The 18938-nt window shown below is 62.9% G+C and carries 17 protein-coding genes; 6 read left to right on the top strand and 11 right to left on the bottom strand.

Features of this window, described 5'->3' with window-relative positions:
* Both M9890_11445 and M9890_11440 read right to left on the bottom strand, forming a co-directional pair.
* On the bottom strand, positions 1 to 712 hold a 712-nt coding region (locus M9890_11445; protein ID MCO5177564.1), incomplete at its 3' end, for a hypothetical protein.
* Positions 713 to 783: 71 nt separating this feature from the next.
* The gene (locus M9890_11440; GenBank protein ID MCO5177563.1) at positions 784 to 1503 is read right to left on the bottom strand and encodes an MgtC/SapB family protein; all 720 of its coding nucleotides are present in this window, start codon (positions 1501 to 1503) and stop codon (positions 784 to 786) included.
* 266 nt (positions 1504 to 1769) lie between these two features.
* On the opposite strand from M9890_11440, the gene M9890_11435 reads away from it, so the two are divergent.
* On the top strand, positions 1770 to 4742 hold the full coding sequence (locus M9890_11435) for an FAD-binding protein (GenBank protein ID MCO5177562.1): 2973 nt from the start codon (positions 1770 to 1772) through the stop codon (positions 4740 to 4742).
* A gap of 85 nt (positions 4743 to 4827) precedes the next feature.
* Here M9890_11435 and M9890_11430 read toward each other — a convergent pair whose 3' ends face one another.
* The 3 genes from M9890_11430 to M9890_11420 form a co-directional block, all read right to left on the bottom strand.
* Entirely contained in the window at positions 4828 to 5247 is a 420-nt protein-coding gene (locus M9890_11430) for a type II toxin-antitoxin system VapC family toxin (protein ID MCO5177561.1), read from the bottom strand.
* A 357-nt stretch (positions 5248 to 5604) separates the two neighbouring features.
* Entirely contained in the window at positions 5605 to 6054 is a 450-nt protein-coding gene (locus tag M9890_11425) for an MFS transporter (GenBank protein ID MCO5177560.1), read from the bottom strand.
* Between the two features lie 911 nt (positions 6055 to 6965).
* On the bottom strand, positions 6966 to 7217 hold the full coding sequence (locus M9890_11420) for a hypothetical protein (protein ID MCO5177559.1): 252 nt from the start codon (positions 7215 to 7217) through the stop codon (positions 6966 to 6968).
* Between the two features lie 151 nt (positions 7218 to 7368).
* Here M9890_11420 and M9890_11415 point away from each other — a divergent pair, with 151 nt between their 5' ends.
* Positions 7369 to 7704, top strand: a complete 336-nt coding sequence (locus tag M9890_11415; GenBank protein MCO5177558.1) for a helix-turn-helix domain-containing protein — start codon at positions 7369 to 7371, stop codon at positions 7702 to 7704.
* Positions 7701 to 8090: a VOC family protein gene (locus tag M9890_11410; protein MCO5177557.1), complete on the top strand. Its 390-nt coding sequence runs from the start codon at positions 7701 to 7703 to the stop codon at positions 8088 to 8090. The genes M9890_11415 and M9890_11410 overlap by 4 nt, the downstream gene beginning before the upstream one ends.
* 95 nt (positions 8091 to 8185) lie before the next feature.
* Here M9890_11410 and groL read toward each other — a convergent pair whose 3' ends face one another.
* From groL to M9890_11395, 3 genes are all read right to left on the bottom strand, one after another.
* Positions 8186 to 9817, bottom strand: coding sequence for a chaperonin GroEL (groL, locus tag M9890_11405; protein ID MCO5177556.1), 1632 nt, complete (start codon positions 9815 to 9817; stop codon positions 8186 to 8188).
* 80 nt (positions 9818 to 9897) lie between these two features.
* Complete coding sequence (groES, locus tag M9890_11400; protein ID MCO5177555.1) at positions 9898 to 10239, bottom strand: co-chaperone GroES; 342 nt, start codon at positions 10237 to 10239, stop codon at positions 9898 to 9900.
* A 242-nt stretch (positions 10240 to 10481) separates the two neighbouring features.
* On the bottom strand, positions 10482 to 11321 hold the full coding sequence (locus M9890_11395; GenBank protein ID MCO5177554.1) for an aminoglycoside phosphotransferase family protein: 840 nt from the start codon (positions 11319 to 11321) through the stop codon (positions 10482 to 10484).
* Between the two features lie 184 nt (positions 11322 to 11505).
* Here M9890_11395 and M9890_11390 point away from each other — a divergent pair, with 184 nt between their 5' ends.
* Positions 11506 to 12378: an aminoglycoside phosphotransferase family protein gene (locus M9890_11390; GenBank protein ID MCO5177553.1), complete on the top strand. Its 873-nt coding sequence runs from the start codon at positions 11506 to 11508 to the stop codon at positions 12376 to 12378.
* 58 nt (positions 12379 to 12436) lie between these two features.
* Positions 12437 to 14671, top strand: coding sequence for a hypothetical protein (locus tag M9890_11385; GenBank protein MCO5177552.1), 2235 nt, complete (start codon positions 12437 to 12439; stop codon positions 14669 to 14671).
* Positions 14672 to 14926: 255 nt separating this feature from the next.
* Here the strand turns inward: M9890_11385 and arsA are convergent, their stop codons facing one another.
* From arsA to M9890_11370, 3 genes are all read right to left on the bottom strand, one after another.
* Positions 14927 to 16750, bottom strand: a complete 1824-nt coding sequence (gene arsA, locus M9890_11380) for an arsenical pump-driving ATPase (protein MCO5177551.1) — start codon at positions 16748 to 16750, stop codon at positions 14927 to 14929.
* 46 nt (positions 16751 to 16796) lie between these two features.
* A complete protein-coding gene (locus M9890_11375) occupies positions 16797 to 17162 on the bottom strand; it encodes an arsenate reductase ArsC (protein MCO5177550.1) in 366 nt (121 codons plus the stop codon).
* Positions 17163 to 17257: 95 nt separating this feature from the next.
* Positions 17258 to 17635 carry a metalloregulator ArsR/SmtB family transcription factor gene (locus M9890_11370; protein ID MCO5177549.1) on the bottom strand — a complete coding sequence of 126 codons (378 nt, stop codon included), beginning with the start codon at positions 17633 to 17635 and terminating at the stop codon, positions 17258 to 17260.
* 205 nt (positions 17636 to 17840) lie between these two features.
* Here M9890_11370 and M9890_11365 point away from each other — a divergent pair.
* A partial coding sequence (locus M9890_11365) for a hypothetical protein (GenBank protein ID MCO5177548.1) occupies positions 17841 to 18938 on the top strand: 1098 nt, incomplete at its 3' end.

The following is an 18938-nucleotide window of genomic DNA, read 5'->3' as shown; positions in this document are numbered from 1 at the left end:
GCACAACACGTTGCTCTGCTCCGACGCTGAATCGGAAGTTCTGAGTTTGACCGTTCGGCGGTTCTGACGAAGATTCCCAGGTCGTCCATGGCTCATCGCTGCTGAATGTCTGGTGTGGTTTGATGCCAGCCAGTTGGGCTGTGATCGGCACAGTCGCAGAGACAGCGGGAATCTGATCGATGCCGAAGACTTTGAGCGTGGCCGCGTCGGCGACGAAGGGTGGCCCCAGTGGCGCGGGTGGCGGTGGCGAGTTGCCGACATCGACGCAGGCAGAGTCAGGATGGATCAGCTGCGTTCCAGCGCTCCAGACCGTATAGGCTTCCCCGCTCGCATACCCATTCTCCTGATAGAACGTCCCGTCACTCTCCGTCGCGTAGGCGTGCAGACGTTTGATGACGCCGTTGCCGTCCAGCTCAATCCATATATCGGTTACCGTCGTGGGCTGGCCTGTCAAGGAATTCGACTCGGCCCAGTGCAGCACCGCGTCCGTGCGAACCGGTCCCTGCACCACCCAGGCCGGAGGCACGGATCCGGGTGGCACGACCGTCGTAGACGCTGGCGAACTGTTGCCATCTGGTGATGGATCGGCAGTCGGTGTTGCCGTCAGGCGGCTGCCCTCGGCTCCATCACCGATGCCGTTGGCAGCGGCTGTTGCGAGGACAGTGGTGGCGATCAGGATCACGAGTGCGATGGCGAAGTAGCGTTTGCTCATGCGACGTCTTCCCTGCGGTTATCGGGGCCCCGCCACGGACTGATGAAGTGATGATGCGTTTCGCTCATTAACTAGCTTTCGCCGTTATCCATCTCGCCCCTTAGCTCTTCGATGCGCATGCCGTTTGAGGTGTAGGCGACCAGCCGAACGCCAGCGAGCTTGCGGATACGATCGGCGAAATCGGCGAGCATGCGTCGGTCGGCTCCACGCATGCGTATGCTGATGGTGCTCGGCCCACCATTGCCGGGCTCAACTGATACCAGCTGTATTTCCAGCCCGGCAGCTGTCGCTTCCTGCTCGACCTGGATGAGCAGATCCTGATGGCGATTCGCCTGAATGGACACATGCACGCTGCGCTTTGAGGCGAAGAATGCCTGCTCCAGCGGCCGGAGCCCGACAAGGATGATCAGGAAGACGCTGGTCGCGATGATCGAGACGGCGAACAGACCACTCCCGGCCGCCAGGCCGATTCCGGCGACCGCCCAGACACCGGCTGCAGTGGTCAGCCCACGGACGATGTTCTGGCGCAGGATGATCACGCCCGCGCCGAGAAAGCCGACACCGCTCACGACTTGCGCGGCGACGCGTGAGGGATCCAGCACAATGCTTCCTGATTGGACTGCATCGTCGAATCCGAATGCCGACACGATCATGATCAGGGCCGATGCGGTCGCAACCAGTGCGTGGGTCCGTAGTCCGGCTGCGCGGTCGCTGCGCTCTCGGTCGAGTCCGATGAGGGAACCGAGTGTCGCGGCGACGAGGAGTCGGAGTCCTGCTTCCTGGACGGTCATCCCGTGCCTCCTCCTTTGCGTTCGCTGCTTGTCCCATGCACCGCGCGGCTGAGTGGTTAGCTTGCAGCACTTTAAAACCGCATCATACGACCATCGACGGGGTTCGTGCGGAGCACGCCGCAGATGCCCACAGTTGTGCGGTAGTGAAGACGAGCATCAACCCTGCAGGGGGCGGCCTGTGTCGCCATTTGCGCTGCCTCTGTGCGCCCGTCCTGCTGTACACTGCGCTATCAGGGGAGCGTGGGAAGACCGTGCGGGAGGCGCAAATGGCGACGACAATTCCGATGACAAAGGTCGATGGCGCAACGATCATGCTTGAAGCTGAATTGCGCGGGCGGATCGATGGCGAGGTGCGCTTCGATCGCACATCCCGGATGCTCTATTCGACCGATGCGAGCAACTACCAGATCGAGCCGGTCGGTGTCGTCATTCCGCGTCACGCTGATGATGTCCGCGCTGCCCACGAGCTGGCTTCGAAGTACGGCATCTCGATCCTGCCGCGCGGCGGTGGCTCGGCGCTGGCCGGGCAGACCGTCGGCCACTCGCTCGTCCTCGACTTCTCGAAGTACATGAACGAAGTGCTGGAGATCAATCCCGAGGAGCGCACTGCCCGCGTCCAGCCCGGTATCAACCTCGATCTGCTCAGTGCCAAGGTGCGTCAGTATGGCCTGATGTACGGCCCCGACCCCAGCTCCAGCAATCGCGCGACCGTCGGCGGCGTCGTCTCGAACAACTCGGCCGGCGCGCACTCGATCCTCTACGGCATGACCGTCGATCACCTGCAGAAGGCGTCTCTGCTGCTGGCCGATGGCTCGACCGTCAACCTCGATCCCAGCGCACTGGATCGCGCCGGGCAGGATGACGCGCTCGGTCGCCTGATGGCCAAGCTGCTCGCCTTCCAGGAGCAGCGCAGCCCGCTGATCGCGCGCGACTTCCCGCGGCACTGGCGGCGCGCGGCCGGCTACTCACTACGCGAGATGCTGAAGGACGATTTCAACCCGGCGCGCCTGCTGGCGTCCTCGGAAGGCACGCTCGGTACGTTGCTCGATGTCACCGTCGGCCTCGTGCCGCGACCGACCAAGACGGCGCTGGCCCTGATTCAGTTCGACGATCTGGTGCAGTCGATGGAGGTCACGACCTCGATCCTGGAGGTTGAGCCATCGGCGATCGAGCTGATGGACCGCATGCTGATCGAGCTGACTCGCGCGCAGCCCGGCTACGCCGCCCAGATCGCCAACATCACCGGCAACCCGGAAGCAGTGCTGGCGGTCGAGTTCTACGGCGAGAGCGACGAGGAGCTGCGCGATAAGGTCGACAAGCTGGAATACCACCTGCGCCAGCAGCGCCTGCTGCCGGACACGCCGATTGTGCGTGCGTTCGATCCGAAGGAGCAGGCCGACATCTGGTCGGTGCGCAAGGCGGGCCTCGGCCTGCTGATGAGCATCAAGGGCGACGCCAAGCCCATCCCCGGCATTGAGGACGTCGCCGTGCCGGTCGAGCATCTAGCCGAGTACGTGGCCGGTATCAAGGAACTCTGCGCTGAGCACGGCACCACTGCCGCCTACTACGCGCACGCCAGCGCCGGCTGCCTGCACATTCGCCCGCTGGTGAACTTGAAGAGTGCTGAGGGCGTGCACCAGATGGACGACCTGACCCACGCCGCCGCCGACATGGCCTATCGTTTCGGCGGTGTGGCCAGCGGCGAGCATGGCGACGGTCTGCAGCGCTCGGAGCTGAACGAGAAGATCTTCGGCCCGGAGCTGTATCAGGCGATGCGTGAGTTCAAGGGCATCTTCGATCCGCAGGGTCTGATGAACCCCGGCAAGGTCGTCGACGCGCCGCCAATGACCGAGAGTCTGCGCTACGGTGTCGAGTACCAGACGGTGCCGATCACCACCTTCCTCGACTTCTCAAAGGAAGGCGGCTTCGCCCGCGCGATCGAGATGTGCAACGGTGCCGGTGTCTGCCGCAAGGTCGGCGTCGGCACAATGTGCCCGTCCTACATGGCGACGCGCGACGAGAAGGACACCACCCGCGCCCGCGCAAACGCGCTGCGTAACGCGCTCTCCGGTCGCATGTTCTCGCCGGACGAGTTGCTCGGCCCAGAGGTCTACGACGTCCTCGACCTGTGCCTCTCCTGCAAGGCGTGCAAGACCGAGTGCCCGTCCAGCGTCGACATGGCCAAGATCAAAACCGAGTATCTGGCGCACTACCTGGCGGAGCACGGCGTGCCGCTGCGCACGCGCATCTTCGCCAACATCCACGCCTCGTCGGTTCTGGCGTCGAAGATGCCCAAGCTCGCCAACCTGGCGATGAAGTCGCCGATCGCCAAGTTCGCCATGCGCAAGATCGGCATCGCTGCCGAACGCGACATGTCGCCGTTCGCCGAGGAGACGTTCGAAGCGTGGTGGAAGAAGCACCTCGCCAAGCGCGAGGCGAAGCAGGCCAGCGAGCCGCAGTACACGCGCGGACAGGTCGTCTACTTCCACGACACGTTCGCCAACTTCAACTACCCACGGGTCGGACGCGCAACCGTCCGACTGCTGGAGGCGGCCGGCTATGAGGTAATCGTCGAGACGCGCCGCGCCTGCTGCGGTCGCCCGATGCTGTCAAAGGGTTTGGTCGAGCAGGCACGCGGACTGGCGCGCGAGAACATCGCCGTGCTGGCTCCGTATGCGCGCAAGGGTGTGCCGATCGTTGGCTCGGAGCCGTCCTGCATCCTGACGCTGCGCGACGAGTATATCGACCTGATGCCCGGCGACCCGGATGCCGCACACGTGGCGGCCAACTCGTTCATGATCGACGAGTTTCTGGCGCGCATCGCCGCGACCGAGGGCCTCGGAATTGAGTGGCGCACTGAGCCGCGCTCCGTCTTCTTCCACGGCCACTGCCACCAGAAGGCGCTGATCGGCACGAAGCCATCGATGGACGTGCTCAAACTGGCCGGCATCGACGCGCAGGAGTCCGGAGCGGGCTGCTGCGGCATGGCCGGCTCGTTCGGCTACGAAGCCGAGCACTACGACGTCTCGCGCAAGGTCGGCGAGGAGCGCCTCTTCCCGCGCGTCCGCCAGACCACGCCGGACACAACCATCAGCGCCGCCGGCGTCTCCTGCCACCAGCAGATCGAGCACTTCACCGGCCGCCCCGTCAAGCACATCGCCGAGGTGCTGGCCGAGCAGGTGCGCCCTGGGCATGTCTGGCGGCCGACGGTGAGCGAGGAGCCGGTGGCGGCGGATTAGCCAACAGTAATTCACAGCGGCGATGGTTTCCATACGCAGGAACAGTCGGGATCATGGGGAGGGGAGTGATTCTCTCCCCGTTTCGTTACGTCTCGATCAGGCGAACCGGCAGGCCAATCCCAGCTGCGTTGCGTGCTAGCGGCCCGCCGAACGTCCACACTTCGGCGTCGAGCTGCTGGGCGACGAGGACGTAGGCGGCATCGTGGGCGCTTTGCCGCCTGAGCCGGACTGCAATTTCGACAGCCCGGTCTATCTCGGGCAATTGATGAAGCGTGACGGGGATCGCTTCGAAACGACGTGTTCCTTTCGCGAGTTGCTCGAGTGGAAACGTTCCCGTAGCTACCGCGCGTGTCAAACCGCTTGCGACCTCGTATGCCAGGAGCATCGATGCATGCATTTCTGTCTGCGATGCGATCCATGTTTCGATTAGCTCTGTAACAAGCGGGACTCTTGTGTCGTCAATCGCTAGAGAGATCAGAAGATTCGCGTCGATTACGACGGCCACAAATGATCCGATCGATGTTCGAGCTCTTCGCGGCCCTGCCGAACGAGTTCGACTGCATCAACGGACGGATAGCCCAATGCCCGATTTTCCTCCCGCAACTTGCGGAGATCTTTCAGAGCCTGCAATGCAGATTCTCGTACTTCCTGCTCGGCTTCCGCTCGACTACAAGCCATTGAAGTCCGTACATATCTGGAAGCGAGTTCATCTGGCTGAAGTCCACGCATCTGTGCTTCAGTAGTAAGACGAGCGTATTCATCGTCATTGAGCGTAATGGTAATTTTCCTTACTTGCTGGATCGCCGTTGAATATCCTTACTTTCGCTCAATCTGCTTGTTCGTCTGGACGCTTCTATTCTACCTACCGCCCCACCTCCGGCGTCCCTCGCAGCAGCAGCGCAACCGGCGTGAGCAGAGCCAGCGTCACCAGGCCGGCGACGACGAAGACGGCTTTGATGCCGATGCTGTCGAAGATGATGCCGGCGCCGACGGAGATGGCGATCATGCCGAACGATGCGGCGGAGTGGAAGCCGCCCATGAAGCGGCCCATCGAGCGGCGGCGGCCGGCTTCGACAGCGATGGCGGAGAGTCCGGCGGTCGCAGCCGAGCCGCCCAGCGCCAGGACGCAGACGACGGCCATCGACGGCGCGAAGGCGTCGAGCCGGGCCAGGACGAGCAGGCAGGTGCCGGCGACGATGCCGCCGAAAATCACCAGAACCAGCGGTGAGACAGCATCTGACAGTCGTCCGAACGGGATCTGGCTGGCCGAAGTGATCAGGTAGATCGTGGAGATGAGCATGCCGCCCTGCAGGATCGAGAGGCCGATCGCCTTGGCCAGCAGCGGCAGGAACGGGACGAACAGGATCTCGTGTTGGCGTTGATGACGGCGTTATAGGCGAACAACCCCGCCGTGACGCACGGTCGATCTGGAAACGACGCCCATCGGTCCGCGGTCGCGCGGGGGCGGCGGTTGACTGGTCAATGTCGGGTAACAGCCAGAAGATGAGTGGCAGGTTGAGTGCCGAAAGCACCAGGAGCAGATAGAACGGACCCTTGAACGCGACATAGGCGACGATGAGTCCGCCGATGAGCGGACCGATGGCCATGCCGAGGAAGTTGGCGAAGTTGAAGTAGCTGGCGTAGCGCCCGGCCGAACCTTCGCGGGAGAGCAGGCCGACGTAGGCCATCGCCATCGGCAGCATCATCGCCGAGGCGATGCCGTGTAGCAGGCGCGTGCCGACGAGCGCCTGGATGTTCGGCGAGATGGCGTAGAGCACAGCCAGGAGCGGGTAGATCGCGGTCGAGATGAGTAGCACTCGGCGCTGGCCGACTCGGTCGGAGAAGACGCCGATCGGCCGGCCAAGGACGAGGCGAACGCCATAAAACCCGCCGTAGAGCAGGCCGATCCACAGGCCGGTCGCGCCGAGATCGCGTGCGTAGATCGAGAGCATCGGCGAGTAGGCGGTGGTGCCGACCAGGTTGATCGTGACTGAGATAAGGAGGACGAGGAGTGCGCGTCGGGCGATGTCCTCCGAGAGCGATGATGTGTCCGACGCGCGTTCGTTTACTACTTCACCGACACCTGTCGCCATTCACTCCCCCGCCTGCATACGCTCACTCGTTGAACGCATGCTACAGCGGGGGAATCTGGCGGTCTATCGCCTTGTGGCACAACTTCCGGCACGCTGTTTGGTGCCGACGCACAACGTGGGTCGGCGGTCGCTAGCGCGGCATCAGTGGGCCGCGTTCCCACTTGTCCTTTTGAAAGCCGGGCGTTGTCCAGCGCGCATGGTTGTCATTGCCGCTGCCGCTGTTGCTCCCGGAACCGTAGAAGCCGGAGCCGGGGGTCGGCTGGCGGTAGATGTCGCCATTCGCGGTGGCGATGAATGCGCCAACCTCGAACGACTCGTCTGTGCCAGCGTCTTCCATCTCAATGTCTTCGGGTTCTGCCACGTTCTGTGTCTCGTCAGTCACCTCAGGCTCCATTCGTCTGCGCTGCTCGCCACCCGCGATGTGCTTCATTGAATGATGGCCGATCCACAGCCAAACGGCCAGTTCCGTTGCCACACGGTTGGCAGAGTCGATCGTTGACAGGCAAGGAATCACTTGCATATTATGCTCGACGATGGATGATGTATTCAGGGCGCTGGCTGATCCAACGCGGCGGACGATTCTGGACGAGCTGACAGCTCATGATGGGCAGACGCTCTTCGAGATCTGCGGTCGGTTGACGATGAAGCACGGCATCGGCTCGTCGCGCCAGGCCATCTCGCAGCATCTCGATGTGCTGGAGGCGGCCGGGCTCGTCGAGACGCGGCGCGAGGGCCGCTACAAATTTCATTACATCAACATCGAGCACATCGAGCCGTTGCGGCCGATCGTCGAGCGTTGGCTGCGTAGTAGCAGTCAGGCCGTTCCGGATCGTGATAACTGTGATAGTAAAACGGAGAAACAGTCGTGAGAATCAAGCTGGCCAGCATGTTCGTCGATGACCTCGATAAGGCGCTGCAGTTCTATACGGACGTGCTGGGCTTTGAGAAGAAGAACGATATCCCGATGGGTGCGGCCCGCTGGCTGACTGTCGTCTCGCCGGATGATCCGGACGGCACTGAGCTGGTGCTTGAGCCGGACACGCACCCGGCAGTTCAGCCGTTCAAGGATGCGCTGGTCGCCGACGGCATTCCGTTCAATTCCTTTGCGGTCGAAGATGTGCATGCCGAGTACGAGCGGATGCGCGGCCTCGGGGTGCGGTTCACCCAGCCGCCGGTGGAGATGGGGTCGGTGACTGTTGCGGTGTTCGACGACACTTGCGGCAACCTGATTCAGATCCATAAAGAGGCGAGCTAGTCTGTGTTTTCTGTCGTATCGCCGATGACACAAAAAGAACGCCGGTCCCAAAGCGGGACCGACGTTCTGGATCGGTCGCTACCGAGGGGGCTGGACTAGTAGTCCATGCCGCCCGGCATTGCCGGCATGGCCGGAGCTTCCGACGGCTTCTCGGTGATGAGCGCCTCGGTCGTCAGGATCATGCTCGCGATCGACGCGGCGTTCTGGATCGCCGAGCGGGTGACCTTGGCCGGGTCGATGATGCCCCACTCGAACATGTCGCCGTACTCGCCACGGATGACCTCGTAGCCGAGGTTCGGGTTGGTCTGCTCCTCCTGGAGGCGGCGGATGGTCGAGACAACGACCGGACCGTCCTGGCCGGCGTTCTCAACGATGCCGCGCATCGGAGCTTCGAGCGCGCGCTTCAGGATCTGCACGCCAGTCTTGACATCGCCCTCAGCCTCGACCTCATCCAGATAGGATGCGGCATGGATCAGCGCGACGCCGCCACCCGGGACCATGCCTTCTTCGACACCGGCGCGGGCAGCCGACAGAGCGTCCTCAACGCGGTGCTTCTTCTCCTTGAGCTCGGTTTCGGTCGCGGCGCCAACCTTGATGACGGCAACGCCACCGGCCAGCTTGGCCATGCGCTCCTGGAGCTTCTCGCGGTCGAAGTCGGACGTGGTGGTCTCGATCTGGGCCTTGATCTGTTCGATGCGACCCTTGATCTCGCCTTCCTCGCCGGAGCCCTCAACGATGGTGGTGTCGTCCTTGGTGGCAACGACGCGGCGGGCGCGGCCGAGGTCGTCGATGGTCGCGCTTTCGAGCTTGCGGCCGACTTCCTCGGAGATGACCTGGCCACCGGTCAGGATGGCGATGTCACGCAGCATTTCCTTGCGGCGATCGCCGAAGCCCGGGGCCTTGACGGCCAGGATGTTGATCGTACCGCGCAGCTTGTTGACGACCAGAGTCGCCAGCGCTTCGCCGTCGACATCCTCAGCGACGATCAGGAAGCTCTTGGTGACCTGCAGGGCCTTCTCAAGGATCGGCAGCAGGTCGGCAACAGCCGAGATCTTCTTGTCGGTGATGAGGATCATCGGATCGTCGAGCACCGACTCCATGCGCTCGGTGTTGGTGACGAAGTAGGGGGAGATGTAGCCGCGGTCGATCTGCATACCTTCGGTGAACTCGGTCTCGAACTGCAGACCACGCGACTCCTCGACGGTGATGACGCCGTCGCGGCCGACCTTCTCCATGACGTCAGCGATCAGCTCGCCGACTTCCTTGTCAGCGGCGGAGATGGTGGCGACGTCAGCGATGTCGTCCTTGCCGCGGACTTCCTTGGACATGCTCTGGACCGCCTCGACGGCCTTCGCCGCGCCCAGCTCGATGCCCTGCTTCAGCAGCATGGCGTTCGCACCGGCGGCGATGTTGCGCAGTCCCTCGTGGACGATCGCCTGAGCGAGGACGGTGGCGGTGGTGGTGCCATCACCAGCGACATCGTTGGTCTTGGTGGCGGCTTCCTTCAGGAGCTGAGCACCCATGTTCTCGAACGGGTCTTCGAGCTCAATCTCCTTGGCGACGGTGACACCGTCGTGGGTGACGGTCGGCGCGCCGAACTTCTTATCGAGCGCGACGTTGCGACCCTTGGGGCCGAGGGTGGTTTTCACCGCGTTGGCCAGCGTATCAATGCCGACCTTCAGCGACTTACGCGCTTCTTCATCAAATGTGATGATCTTCGCAGCCACGTGCTACGTTCCTCCTTGAATACAACGATTCGGACGAGACAGAACATCCGCCGTCGCCAGATTGCGACGGGCGGTGAACATTACTCAGAGATAACGGCGAGGATGTCCTTCTCGGAGAGGATCAGCAGCTCCTCGTCATCCACCTTGAACTCGGTGCCCGCATACTTGGCGAACAGCACCTTGTCGCCGACCTTGACGTCGAGCGGAATGCGCTTCTCGCCCTCGTCGTCGTAGCGGCCGGGGCCGACGGCGATCACTTCACCGCGCTGCGGCTTTTCCTTGGCCGTGTCCGGCAGGACGATGCCGCTCTTCGTGACCTCTTCGCGCGACTGCGGCCGCACGATGACGCGCTCGCCGAGTGGCTTGAGAGACGTCGCAGTAGTTGCCACCTGTGATAACCTCCTCGTAATTCCGATCAGCATTGCGGCCTGTCGCCGCATCCTCCCGTATTGCGTTAGCACTCTAACTAAGAGAGTGCTAATCCACCGCAAACTATAGATGACCCTGCGCCGAAACGCAAGAGGCTTTAGCAGTTGCGTGATTCGATTGCTAGCCTGTGTCCTGCCAGTGTTGGCGAATCGGGAACGATGTCACGATGCCAGGATGGGAATGATCGCGTTCTTCAGCCTTGCTGAAGCATCGTATCCGGATTCCTGCGGCTGTCTTAGCGCACTCCCGCCTCGCGTTCGCACTCCCTGGTCCAGGCAATGATCTCAGCGCGCTGCCCGGCTGTGAGGCGACTGGCCAGGTCGTGCAAGAGACAGTGTCCAGCCCAGGCGAGGAAGAGTGGCAGATCGGTGAGCGTCGCAGGTGCGGCCCCGCAGCCGTCGAGCAGACTGTGCTCGAACACGGCAAGGGCAGACTGCACATCGACCGGAAGCTCACCGATTGCGAAGCGCAGGATCGCGATCGTCCGGGCCAGATCGGCGCGTGGATCGCCAGCGGCAGCGTTGGCCCAGTCCAGCACGCCGGTGATTGCGGTGCCGTCGGTCAGCAGGTTGAGCGGGTGATAGTCGAGGTGCAAGAGGCGTGGCGGTCCCGCGATGGCCACCAGCGCCTGTCTGAGTGGCTCCGGCGTTGGAAACCAGCCCAGCCAGGGACGCTCAAGCACAATGCGTGGCGGATCGGTGGCGTGGATATGTGCCAGCATCCGGCCGGCGGCGTGGCCCAGCGGACCGGCGAGCGACGGATCGTCGTTCATCGCATCAGCAACCGTCCGACCCGGAAGCCATTCCATCAGCAGCGCCGGACGACCATTCCAGATGCCCGAGGTGCGAACCGTCGGAATAGGGAGTCCGCTCGCCGCTCCATGCTGCATCACCTGTATCTCGAAGCGGCACTGCCGCTCCCGCCCACCCGCGTAGACGCGCAGCGCTGACGTGTCTGCCCCATGCTCGACGCGGAACAATGCGGCATCCTGTCCGCCCAGGACGGGCGTCACGGCATCGGCATCAACAATGCCGAGTGCTGCGAGAATCGCGTGCGGGTCAACGCTCGAAGGCACAATCGTTCCTTTGATGGCAGCGCATCACGTCGAGACTCAACGTAACGCAACAGTACATCTTCTCACCGAACTGCACGGAGCGGCGTCGTCTCTATACTGGCAGCGACGCACGAGAACGGGAATGCCGAATCTTTTCAGCCGGGAATGGCCCGTCCGGCCGAACGCCATCTTCCGAAGGACAAGTATGACGCTAAATCTCTCGTCGCTACCGGACACCATCCAGCGGGCAATCGACTCATACGTCGGCTCGCTATCAGCCACCGACTCACTTGGCGGCATGAGCGGCGATAGTGTCTGGCGGCTGCGCGGCGATGGCCAATCGGCGATCCTGAAGCGCAGCGGCAGTAGCGTCGAGACGTATCTCTACTCCGTTCTGTCCGAACGGCTGCGGGCTGCGGGACTCGGGCTGCCGGAGATGTACGCATCTGCAGAGCGTGATGGCTCATATTGGCTGCTGCTAGAAGACATCCCCTATCCCGTATCGTCCGAGCAGTTGCTCACCGATTCTTCCATTATGAAGATGCTGCGGCGGTTGCACGGCATCGAGACGACGCTGCCGTTGCCGGAGGGTCGGTATCGTCCCGCCTGGCCAGAGGAAATGAGCCAACAGGCGCTGAGGCTGCTTGCGCCAGCTGATCCCGGTACCGTGGCAGCGCTACTGGACGAAGTGCGCCTGCGCTGCCTGCCGCTATTTGCACCCGTCGCTGTGATTGCTGGCGACCCGAACATCACGAACTGGGGGCTGCGCGATGACGGCTCGGTCGTTCTGTTCGACTGGGAACGGATCACGCTGGGCAGCCCGGCGATTGACCTGGCGATCCTCGTGCCGGGGGTTGGTGATCGTGATCTCTATCGCCGCCTGGCCGCTTCCTATCTCAGCGGTTCGCCCGAAGTTGCAACTGAAACGCTCGCACTCCAGATCGCCGACGCCAAAGTCTGGAGCGTCATCGAGTTTCTGGCTGCCTGCGCGCGTGGCGAGATCGTGCCGACCTTCGACCTCGACGCGTTGCTGACCACGATCCCTGACTGGCTGCGACTGGTGGCCGGTGGGGAGTAGCGGTGCTGGTCTGTTAGAGTCTGGCGACAACTGCTTGAACACACGAGAGGCAGCCCGGATGCTCCGACGACCCATCACCATTCTCCTGATGCTGACGCTGGCAATCTCGGCAGTGAGCCTGCCGGTCGCCACGTCGCCGCAGACGGCGCGCGCCGCCGCGGCCGGCAACGCATTCTTCCAGCAGACGTGGGAGCGGACCGATGAACCGGTTGCCGCGCAGGCAGTGTCGCGGACGTGGGTCTGGGGCCCGGAGGCGTTCACCGATCCGGTCGGCGAGGCGTACGCTGACGCGCCGGGCGGTGTCCGACTGGTGCAGTATTTCGACAAGAGCCGCATGGAGATCAACGATCCGGCGCACGATCCGACCGATCTCTGGTTCGTCACCAACGGCCTGCTGGCGAAAGAGCTGATTACCGGCGCGCTCCAGACCGGCGACGATAGCTGGGAGGAGCGCGGCGCAGCGCAGGTCAATATCGCCGGCGATCCGCTCGCGACGACGTCGCCAACCTACGCCAGCTTCGCCGGCCAACTCGGGGCACCGGCCCTCGCTGACGGCGCGGCGATTACGCAGACCATCTCCCGCGACGGCACCCTCGACTGCTGCGTCGATGACAGCCACGGTGTCACTGCCGGCCCACTGGCCGACCTGACCGGCCACCGCGTGGCGAGCGTCTTCTGGGACTACCTCAACAGCAGCGGCACCATAGTCGAGCGCACGTACCGGACGAGTGGGGCGCTCTTTGCCAACCCCTATTACGCGACCGGCTACCCGATCGCGGAAGCAGCCTGGGCCTGGGTGCCCGTCGCTGGCGTCGAGCAGTGGGTGCTGGTGCAGCCGTTCGAACGCCGCGTCCTGACCTACACGCCCGGCAACGCCACCGGCTGGCAGGTCGAGATGGGCAACGTCGGGCAGCACTACTACCAGTGGCGATACAGTAATGGCTCTGCGCCGCTCGCCGCTCCCGGCTGGCAGCTCCCGGCAGCCCCGAAGTGGACACCGGCCGGGCAAGCCGTCGATATCCCCGATGTCGATGTCGCCTATCGACTGGCTATTCATTCGGCCAATGTTGACACCGGCGCAGTCGACGCGACGGCGACGATCGACATCCAGCGCTTCAACAGCGCTCAGCCATCGACGCTCTACTTGCAGATCGTGCCGGCGGCTTACGGCTATTTCACGCTCGATGCACTGACCGTTGACGGTCAGGCAGTGGGGCCGGAGTGGATAGACGGCGGCTTCATTCTCGGTGTGCCATTGCCGCCCGGCGCGTCTGCGCCATTGACGATCGGTGTCGATTTCCGTCTGTCGGTTGGCCAGGAGTCGAGCGGCTGGGGCGGCACATCGCTGGATAGTGGTGTCCTGCGCCTCGGCTACTGGTTCCCGATCATCTCCGACCGGCACGTCTTCTCCGAGACGCTCGATCCGTCGCAATCGCGTGTTGCAGATTACGAAGTGACCATCGACGTCGCGTCCGATGTCGTTGTCGCCCACACCGGCACTGAGTCGGGTCGCCAGTCGCTGCCGGATGGCCGGATGCGCTACGCACTCTCAGCGACGAACGTGCGCGACTTCGCGCTGGCCCTGTCGCGCCGCTTCAGCGTCCAGGAGCGCACGCTGTCGGATGGGACGTTTGTCCGTTATTACAGCCATCCGTCCAGTCCGGGCGGCGCGGCATCGGTCGCGTTCGATGCTGCCGAGGAGACAGTGTCACTGATGAACGGGCTGGTTGGGCCGTATCCCTATCCAACGCTGAGCATCGTTGATGTCGGTCCACGCATGCCGGGTGGGCTGGAGTTCCCCAGCCTCATCTATATCAACGGTGCCTACGCGCCGCTGGATCGGCTCGTCGTCCACGAGATCGCGCACCAGTGGATGTACGCAATCATTGGCAATCGCACATTGGTCGATGGCTGGATTGACGAAGGTGCCGCCGAGTTCTTCGAGCGCGGATTGCTGACCGGCTTCACCGAGGTACCGTCGCCGCCGGACGGTGGCTACCAGTTCTGGCTGGATGCCGACGCCCGCGAGCTGGCCGCAGCGGACGGCCGCCAGTGGTACTACTCGATCTACGAGCAGGGCGCGCGCTTCTATTATCAAGTCGCCTGGCAGATGGGCTGGGATGCGTTCTGGGATGCCTGGCGCGATCTGTACCAGCGCCACGCCTTCGACGTCGTCACGCCCGTCGAAATGCTCTCGATCTTCCAGTCGCACAGCCCGACCGACCTGCGCCCGCTCTACGACGACTACTTCCGCTACCCGTGGATCTGGGATCTGCTGCCCGCTGGTGGGTGATTCCGCGCTGTCGGAGTGATCCGATTCATGGGTTCATCCAGAGCGTTCGCGCTGGATCGTAGGACAGGGGATCGATCCATACGAACAGTAGATGCAACAGTCTCCGGGTTTCGGCTGCATTTGCGCCCCACACTGGGTGCAGACATAGCGGACAACTCACCAATGCTCTGGCATCGTCTCGGTGTGGGCGAATCCGCATCGAGGGCACGTAACCACTGACTGGTCAACGATCATGTTCATGGATCGCCGTTCTTTCTAGCTCTTCGCCGTCTGGTGCGCTTTCACGAGATCAAGGAGAGCGTCTCGCCCGACAGGCGGCTGTTGTCTCCACGAGACAGTGTACACGCGGGTGGCGATATTGGTGCTGACGTTGTGAATGTGGTGCGCCTCGTGTGTCGCGCGACGAGTGAGGAGCGGATGGCTCGTGGCCTGTGGCCCGATGAGCTGATTGACGACCCAGCCGAATGGCTCGATCCCCGCTCGACGAAGATCATCCTGCAGCCGACTGGCCTCGAGGATCGGTGTGGTTTCTGGGAGTGTCACGACCAGAATGCGGGCGAAATCCGGATCCTGCAGCCGCATGAGCGGCGTAGTCAGCCGGCCAGTTACCCCCGATGTCGTGCGCATGATCTCGTGATGATAGGCCCCGGTCGTGTCCATCAGCAGCAGCGTGTGGCCGGTCGGCGCGGTGTCGAGGACGACGAAACTGGAGCGTGCCTTCCCCAGGAGCCGCGAAAATGCGCGGAAGACGGCGACCTCCTCGGTACACGGTGAGCGCAGATCCTCCTCCAGAAGCGCGAGCTCGGCTGGTTCCAGTTGGCCGGCGGATCGGATGACATCCGCCCGGTAGCGCTCGGTCTCGACTTCAGGATCGATGCGACTGACGCTGAGATTCGCAGGGCGGTCGCCAGCGAGTGCGTCCAGTACGTGCGCGGCCGGATCGGTCGTCGACAGGTGTACGCGTTGGCCTCGTTCGGCCAGCGCGACGGCGATCGCGGCGGCCACCGTCGTCTTTCCGACCCCGCCCTTCCCCATGGTCATGATCACGCCCGGGCCCTGTGCTTCCATCTCGGCAACGAGCTCTTCCAGCCCTGCAGCGAGCTCGAGATCGAACGGTACCGGCGGATCGGCGTTGAGATCTCGACCGTGCGCGAGCGCGCGGAGTGCGTCCGTCCCGATCAGGTCGGAGGCTACCAGCGGAACCATCGATGTTGTGACGGCGGCCAGGGCTTCCGGGATGTCGTCGAGGGCTGCCGACTGCCGCGCGATCAGCGCTGTCGCGATGGCGTCGGAATCCGACGGCTGGACGAACAGGCCGTTGATGATCAGCTGTTGGTTGGTGATGCCGAGCTCTGCCAGCTCCGCACCGGTACGGCCGGCTTCGCGCAACGCGCCAGGCTCCGGCCGCGAGACCAGAACGAGTGTTGTGCGCTCCGCGTCTGCCAGCTCACGGACGGCTGCTGCGTACCGGTCACGCTGCATGTCGATGCCGGCCAACGGGCCGAGGCAGCTCGCGCCGCGAGGGCTTTCTGTCAGATAGCTGCTCCAGGCATTGGCCAGGCTCAAGAGCCGGAGCGTGTGTCCAGTTGGCGCGGTATCGAAGACGACGTGGTCGAATGGCGTGGTCCAGACGGGATCTGCCAATAACCGGGTGAATTCGTCGAACGCAGCAATTTCGACCGTGCAGGCACCGGAGAGTTGTTCCTCTGCTGCGCGAATCTCCTCGGCGCTGGCAACTCCACGCAATGGCGCAACCGTACGCTCGCGATACGCCTCCGCCGTTCGGTGGGGATCAATGTTCAGCAACATGAGGCCCGGAACATCAGCAACCGGGGTTGGCGTATCACCGATCGTCGTCTGGAAGACATCGTCGAGGTTCGACGCAGGATCGGTGCTGACGAGCAGGACGCGTTTGCCGCTATCGGCGAGAGCGACGGCGACGCTGCTGGCGACTGTCGTCTTGCCGACGCCTCCCTTGCCGGTAAAGAACAGGAACGGTGTCTCCCAACCGGTCCAGTCGAGCAACGGCATTGTTGGTATTGATGCGGCGGCAGTGTCGAGTTCAGTGTTTCTGATCATTCAAGCCCTCATCTCAGCACCGAAGATGCTGCATCCTCAATGTCGATTATTCGAACGACTGAACCCACGATCGCAATTGCACGGCGATCTCGTCACGAACCTGGCTGAATGCGCGCAGGCGCTCCGCATCGGTGCCTTCTGCGAGGCTGGGATCCTTGAATGACCAATGGATGCGCGTTGGCGCGCCGGGGAAGTAGGGGCAGCTTTCGTTTGCGGCGTCGCAGACGGTGATGACATAGTCGAACTTGTCGTTGATGAATTCGTCGAGGTGCTTCGACCGCGCGCCCGAAATGTCGATGTCGACGTTTGCCATCGCCTGCACCGCCAATGGGTGTACCCGCGTTGCCTCAGTTCCGGCAGATGAAACCTCGAACCGAGCGCCACCAATCTGCCGTAGCAGTGCTTCGGCCATCTGAGATCGAGCTGAGTTGTGGGTGCAGAGAATCAGGATCTTCACCGACGGTTGCTCGTCATTCACGTTCAAGTCCCTTTGGCTGTTATTGCTGGTTATTCATGTGACATCGAGAACGTATCGACGTTCGCCGGAGAGCAGCACGACGGAGCGACCTCAGGCAGTCGGCTCGGCGACAGGAACGCCGACAGCAGATCACCCAGGTCTGAAAGCGCCTCGCGATTGACGGAGTAATAGATCCAGCGGGCATCGTTTGTGTCGCGGCGGGCGTCGATCAGACCACTGCCGCGCAGGATGCCGAGGTGGTGGGAGATGAGGTTCGGTGCCAGACCGAGCAGTCCGCCCATCTCGCAGTTGCAGCGCTCGCCGCCCATCAACAGGTTGAAAATCCGCAGGCGGGTGGGATCGGCCAGAACCTTCAGGGTTACGGCGATCTCTTCGATCGATTTCGTCGGCGAAAGGGTCATTGTCATCATGCGATCCTCGTGTTATTACTTCAATGTTCGTTGAAGTATATGCGCTGGGCACGCAGCTCGGCAAGTCGCCAACGACAATGCCCGGCGCAGAACCACAGGAGGAACCTCTGATGAGTGACGTACACGCGGAGGATGTTCGCGCGACCGTCCAGCGAAAATACGCCGAGGCCGCCACAGCGGTGATCAACGGCAGCACAGCGAGTTGCTGTGGATCGTCGGCGACGCCCGCCAGTTCAACGCTCAGGGCGCGACCCCGACCAATATTACCCAACGCAATGTGCTGCGCCGTGAGGACGAGAATGATTGGCACAGCCTGACTGTGATTCACCTGCTCGCCTCGCTGGCCGCTTTGCTCCACGATCTGGGCAAAGCCTGCCTGGCCTTTCAGACGCGCCTGACGATGCGTGGCCCGATGGAGCGCAATCTGTATCGTCACGAATGGGTCTCGCTGCGACTGTTCCAGGCTTTCGTCGGCGAAAGCGACGATGGGCAATGGCTGGCCCGGCTCATTGATCCGACAGCCGAAGACGACGCCAGTTGGACTCAGCGGCTGTTACGCGATGGGATCGACCCCGCCGCGCGCGACAACAAGCCGTTCGCACACTTGCCACCCCTCGCCAAAGCAGTCGGCTGGCTGGTGTTGACTCATCATCGGCTGCCAGTGATGCCTGCGAAAGACGGTAATGGACAGTGGCTCCGATTAGGCGCCAGGGTAGGGAACCTGCATTCGGTGGAACTCGACAGCTTGCTGAATAAGATCGACGCAAACTGGAACGAGCGCAGCGACTCGCACGAACGCGCGGCCATCGAATCCTATTGGCAGTTTCCGCAGGGTTTACCGGTCATCACCGATGCCTGGCGCAAGCGCACGGCACGGGTAGCCAAACGGCTGCAAGACCTCGAAAGCAAGGGTGATCATCTCCACGGGCTGGACGATCCCTACATCATGCACCTGAGTCGTCTCGGCTTGATGCTGGCCGATCATCATTACTCCAGTCAGACCGAACGGAGCCAGCGCACCGACCTCAACCCCACCTATCCCCTGTTCGCCAACACCAACCGTAAGACCGGCGAACTCAATCAGACGTTGGATGAACACCTGCTTGGCGTCGCCCGTCACGCAGGAGTCGTCAGCCACGCCCTGCCCGGTTTTGATCGCCACCTGCCACGCCTTGCGCGGCATAAGGGCCTACGTAAACGCAGCACCGATGCGCGTTTCCGCTGGCAAGACCGTGCGACCGACCTTGCGGCCACGCTGCGCGAGCGCGCCGACCGGCATGGTGCTTTTATCGTCAACATG

The organism is Thermomicrobiales bacterium (assembly GCA_023954495.1).
Classification (GTDB): Bacteria; Chloroflexota; Chloroflexia; order Thermomicrobiales; family CFX8; genus JAMLIA01.
The sequence above is the reverse complement of the archived record's forward strand: the minus strand, read 5'-3'. Positions and strand labels throughout refer to the sequence as shown.

Bases quoted from the DNA above. Each gene is read 5' to 3' on its own strand.
- M9890_11370 (MCO5177549.1), bottom strand. From the start codon at position 17,635: ATGACAATGACCCTTTCGCCGACGAAATCGATCGAAGAGATCGCCGTA.
- M9890_11375 (MCO5177550.1), bottom strand. From the start codon at position 17,162: ATGGCCGAAGCACTGCTACGGCAGATTGGTGGCGCTCGGTTCGAGGTT.
- M9890_11415 (MCO5177558.1), top strand. From the start codon at position 7,369: ATGGATGATGTATTCAGGGCGCTGGCTGATCCAACGCGGCGGACGATT.
- groES (MCO5177555.1), bottom strand. From the start codon at position 10,239: ATGCTGATCGGAATTACGAGGAGGTTATCACAGGTGGCAACTACTGCG.
- M9890_11390 (MCO5177553.1), top strand. From the start codon at position 11,506: ATGACGCTAAATCTCTCGTCGCTACCGGACACCATCCAGCGGGCAATC.
- M9890_11435 (MCO5177562.1), top strand. From the start codon at position 1,770: ATGGCGACGACAATTCCGATGACAAAGGTCGATGGCGCAACGATCATG.
- M9890_11385 (MCO5177552.1), top strand. From the start codon at position 12,437: ATGCTCCGACGACCCATCACCATTCTCCTGATGCTGACGCTGGCAATC.
- arsA (MCO5177551.1), bottom strand. From the start codon at position 16,750: ATGATCAGAAACACTGAACTCGACACTGCCGCCGCATCAATACCAACA.
- M9890_11440 (MCO5177563.1), bottom strand. From the start codon at position 1,503: ATGACCGTCCAGGAAGCAGGACTCCGACTCCTCGTCGCCGCGACACTC.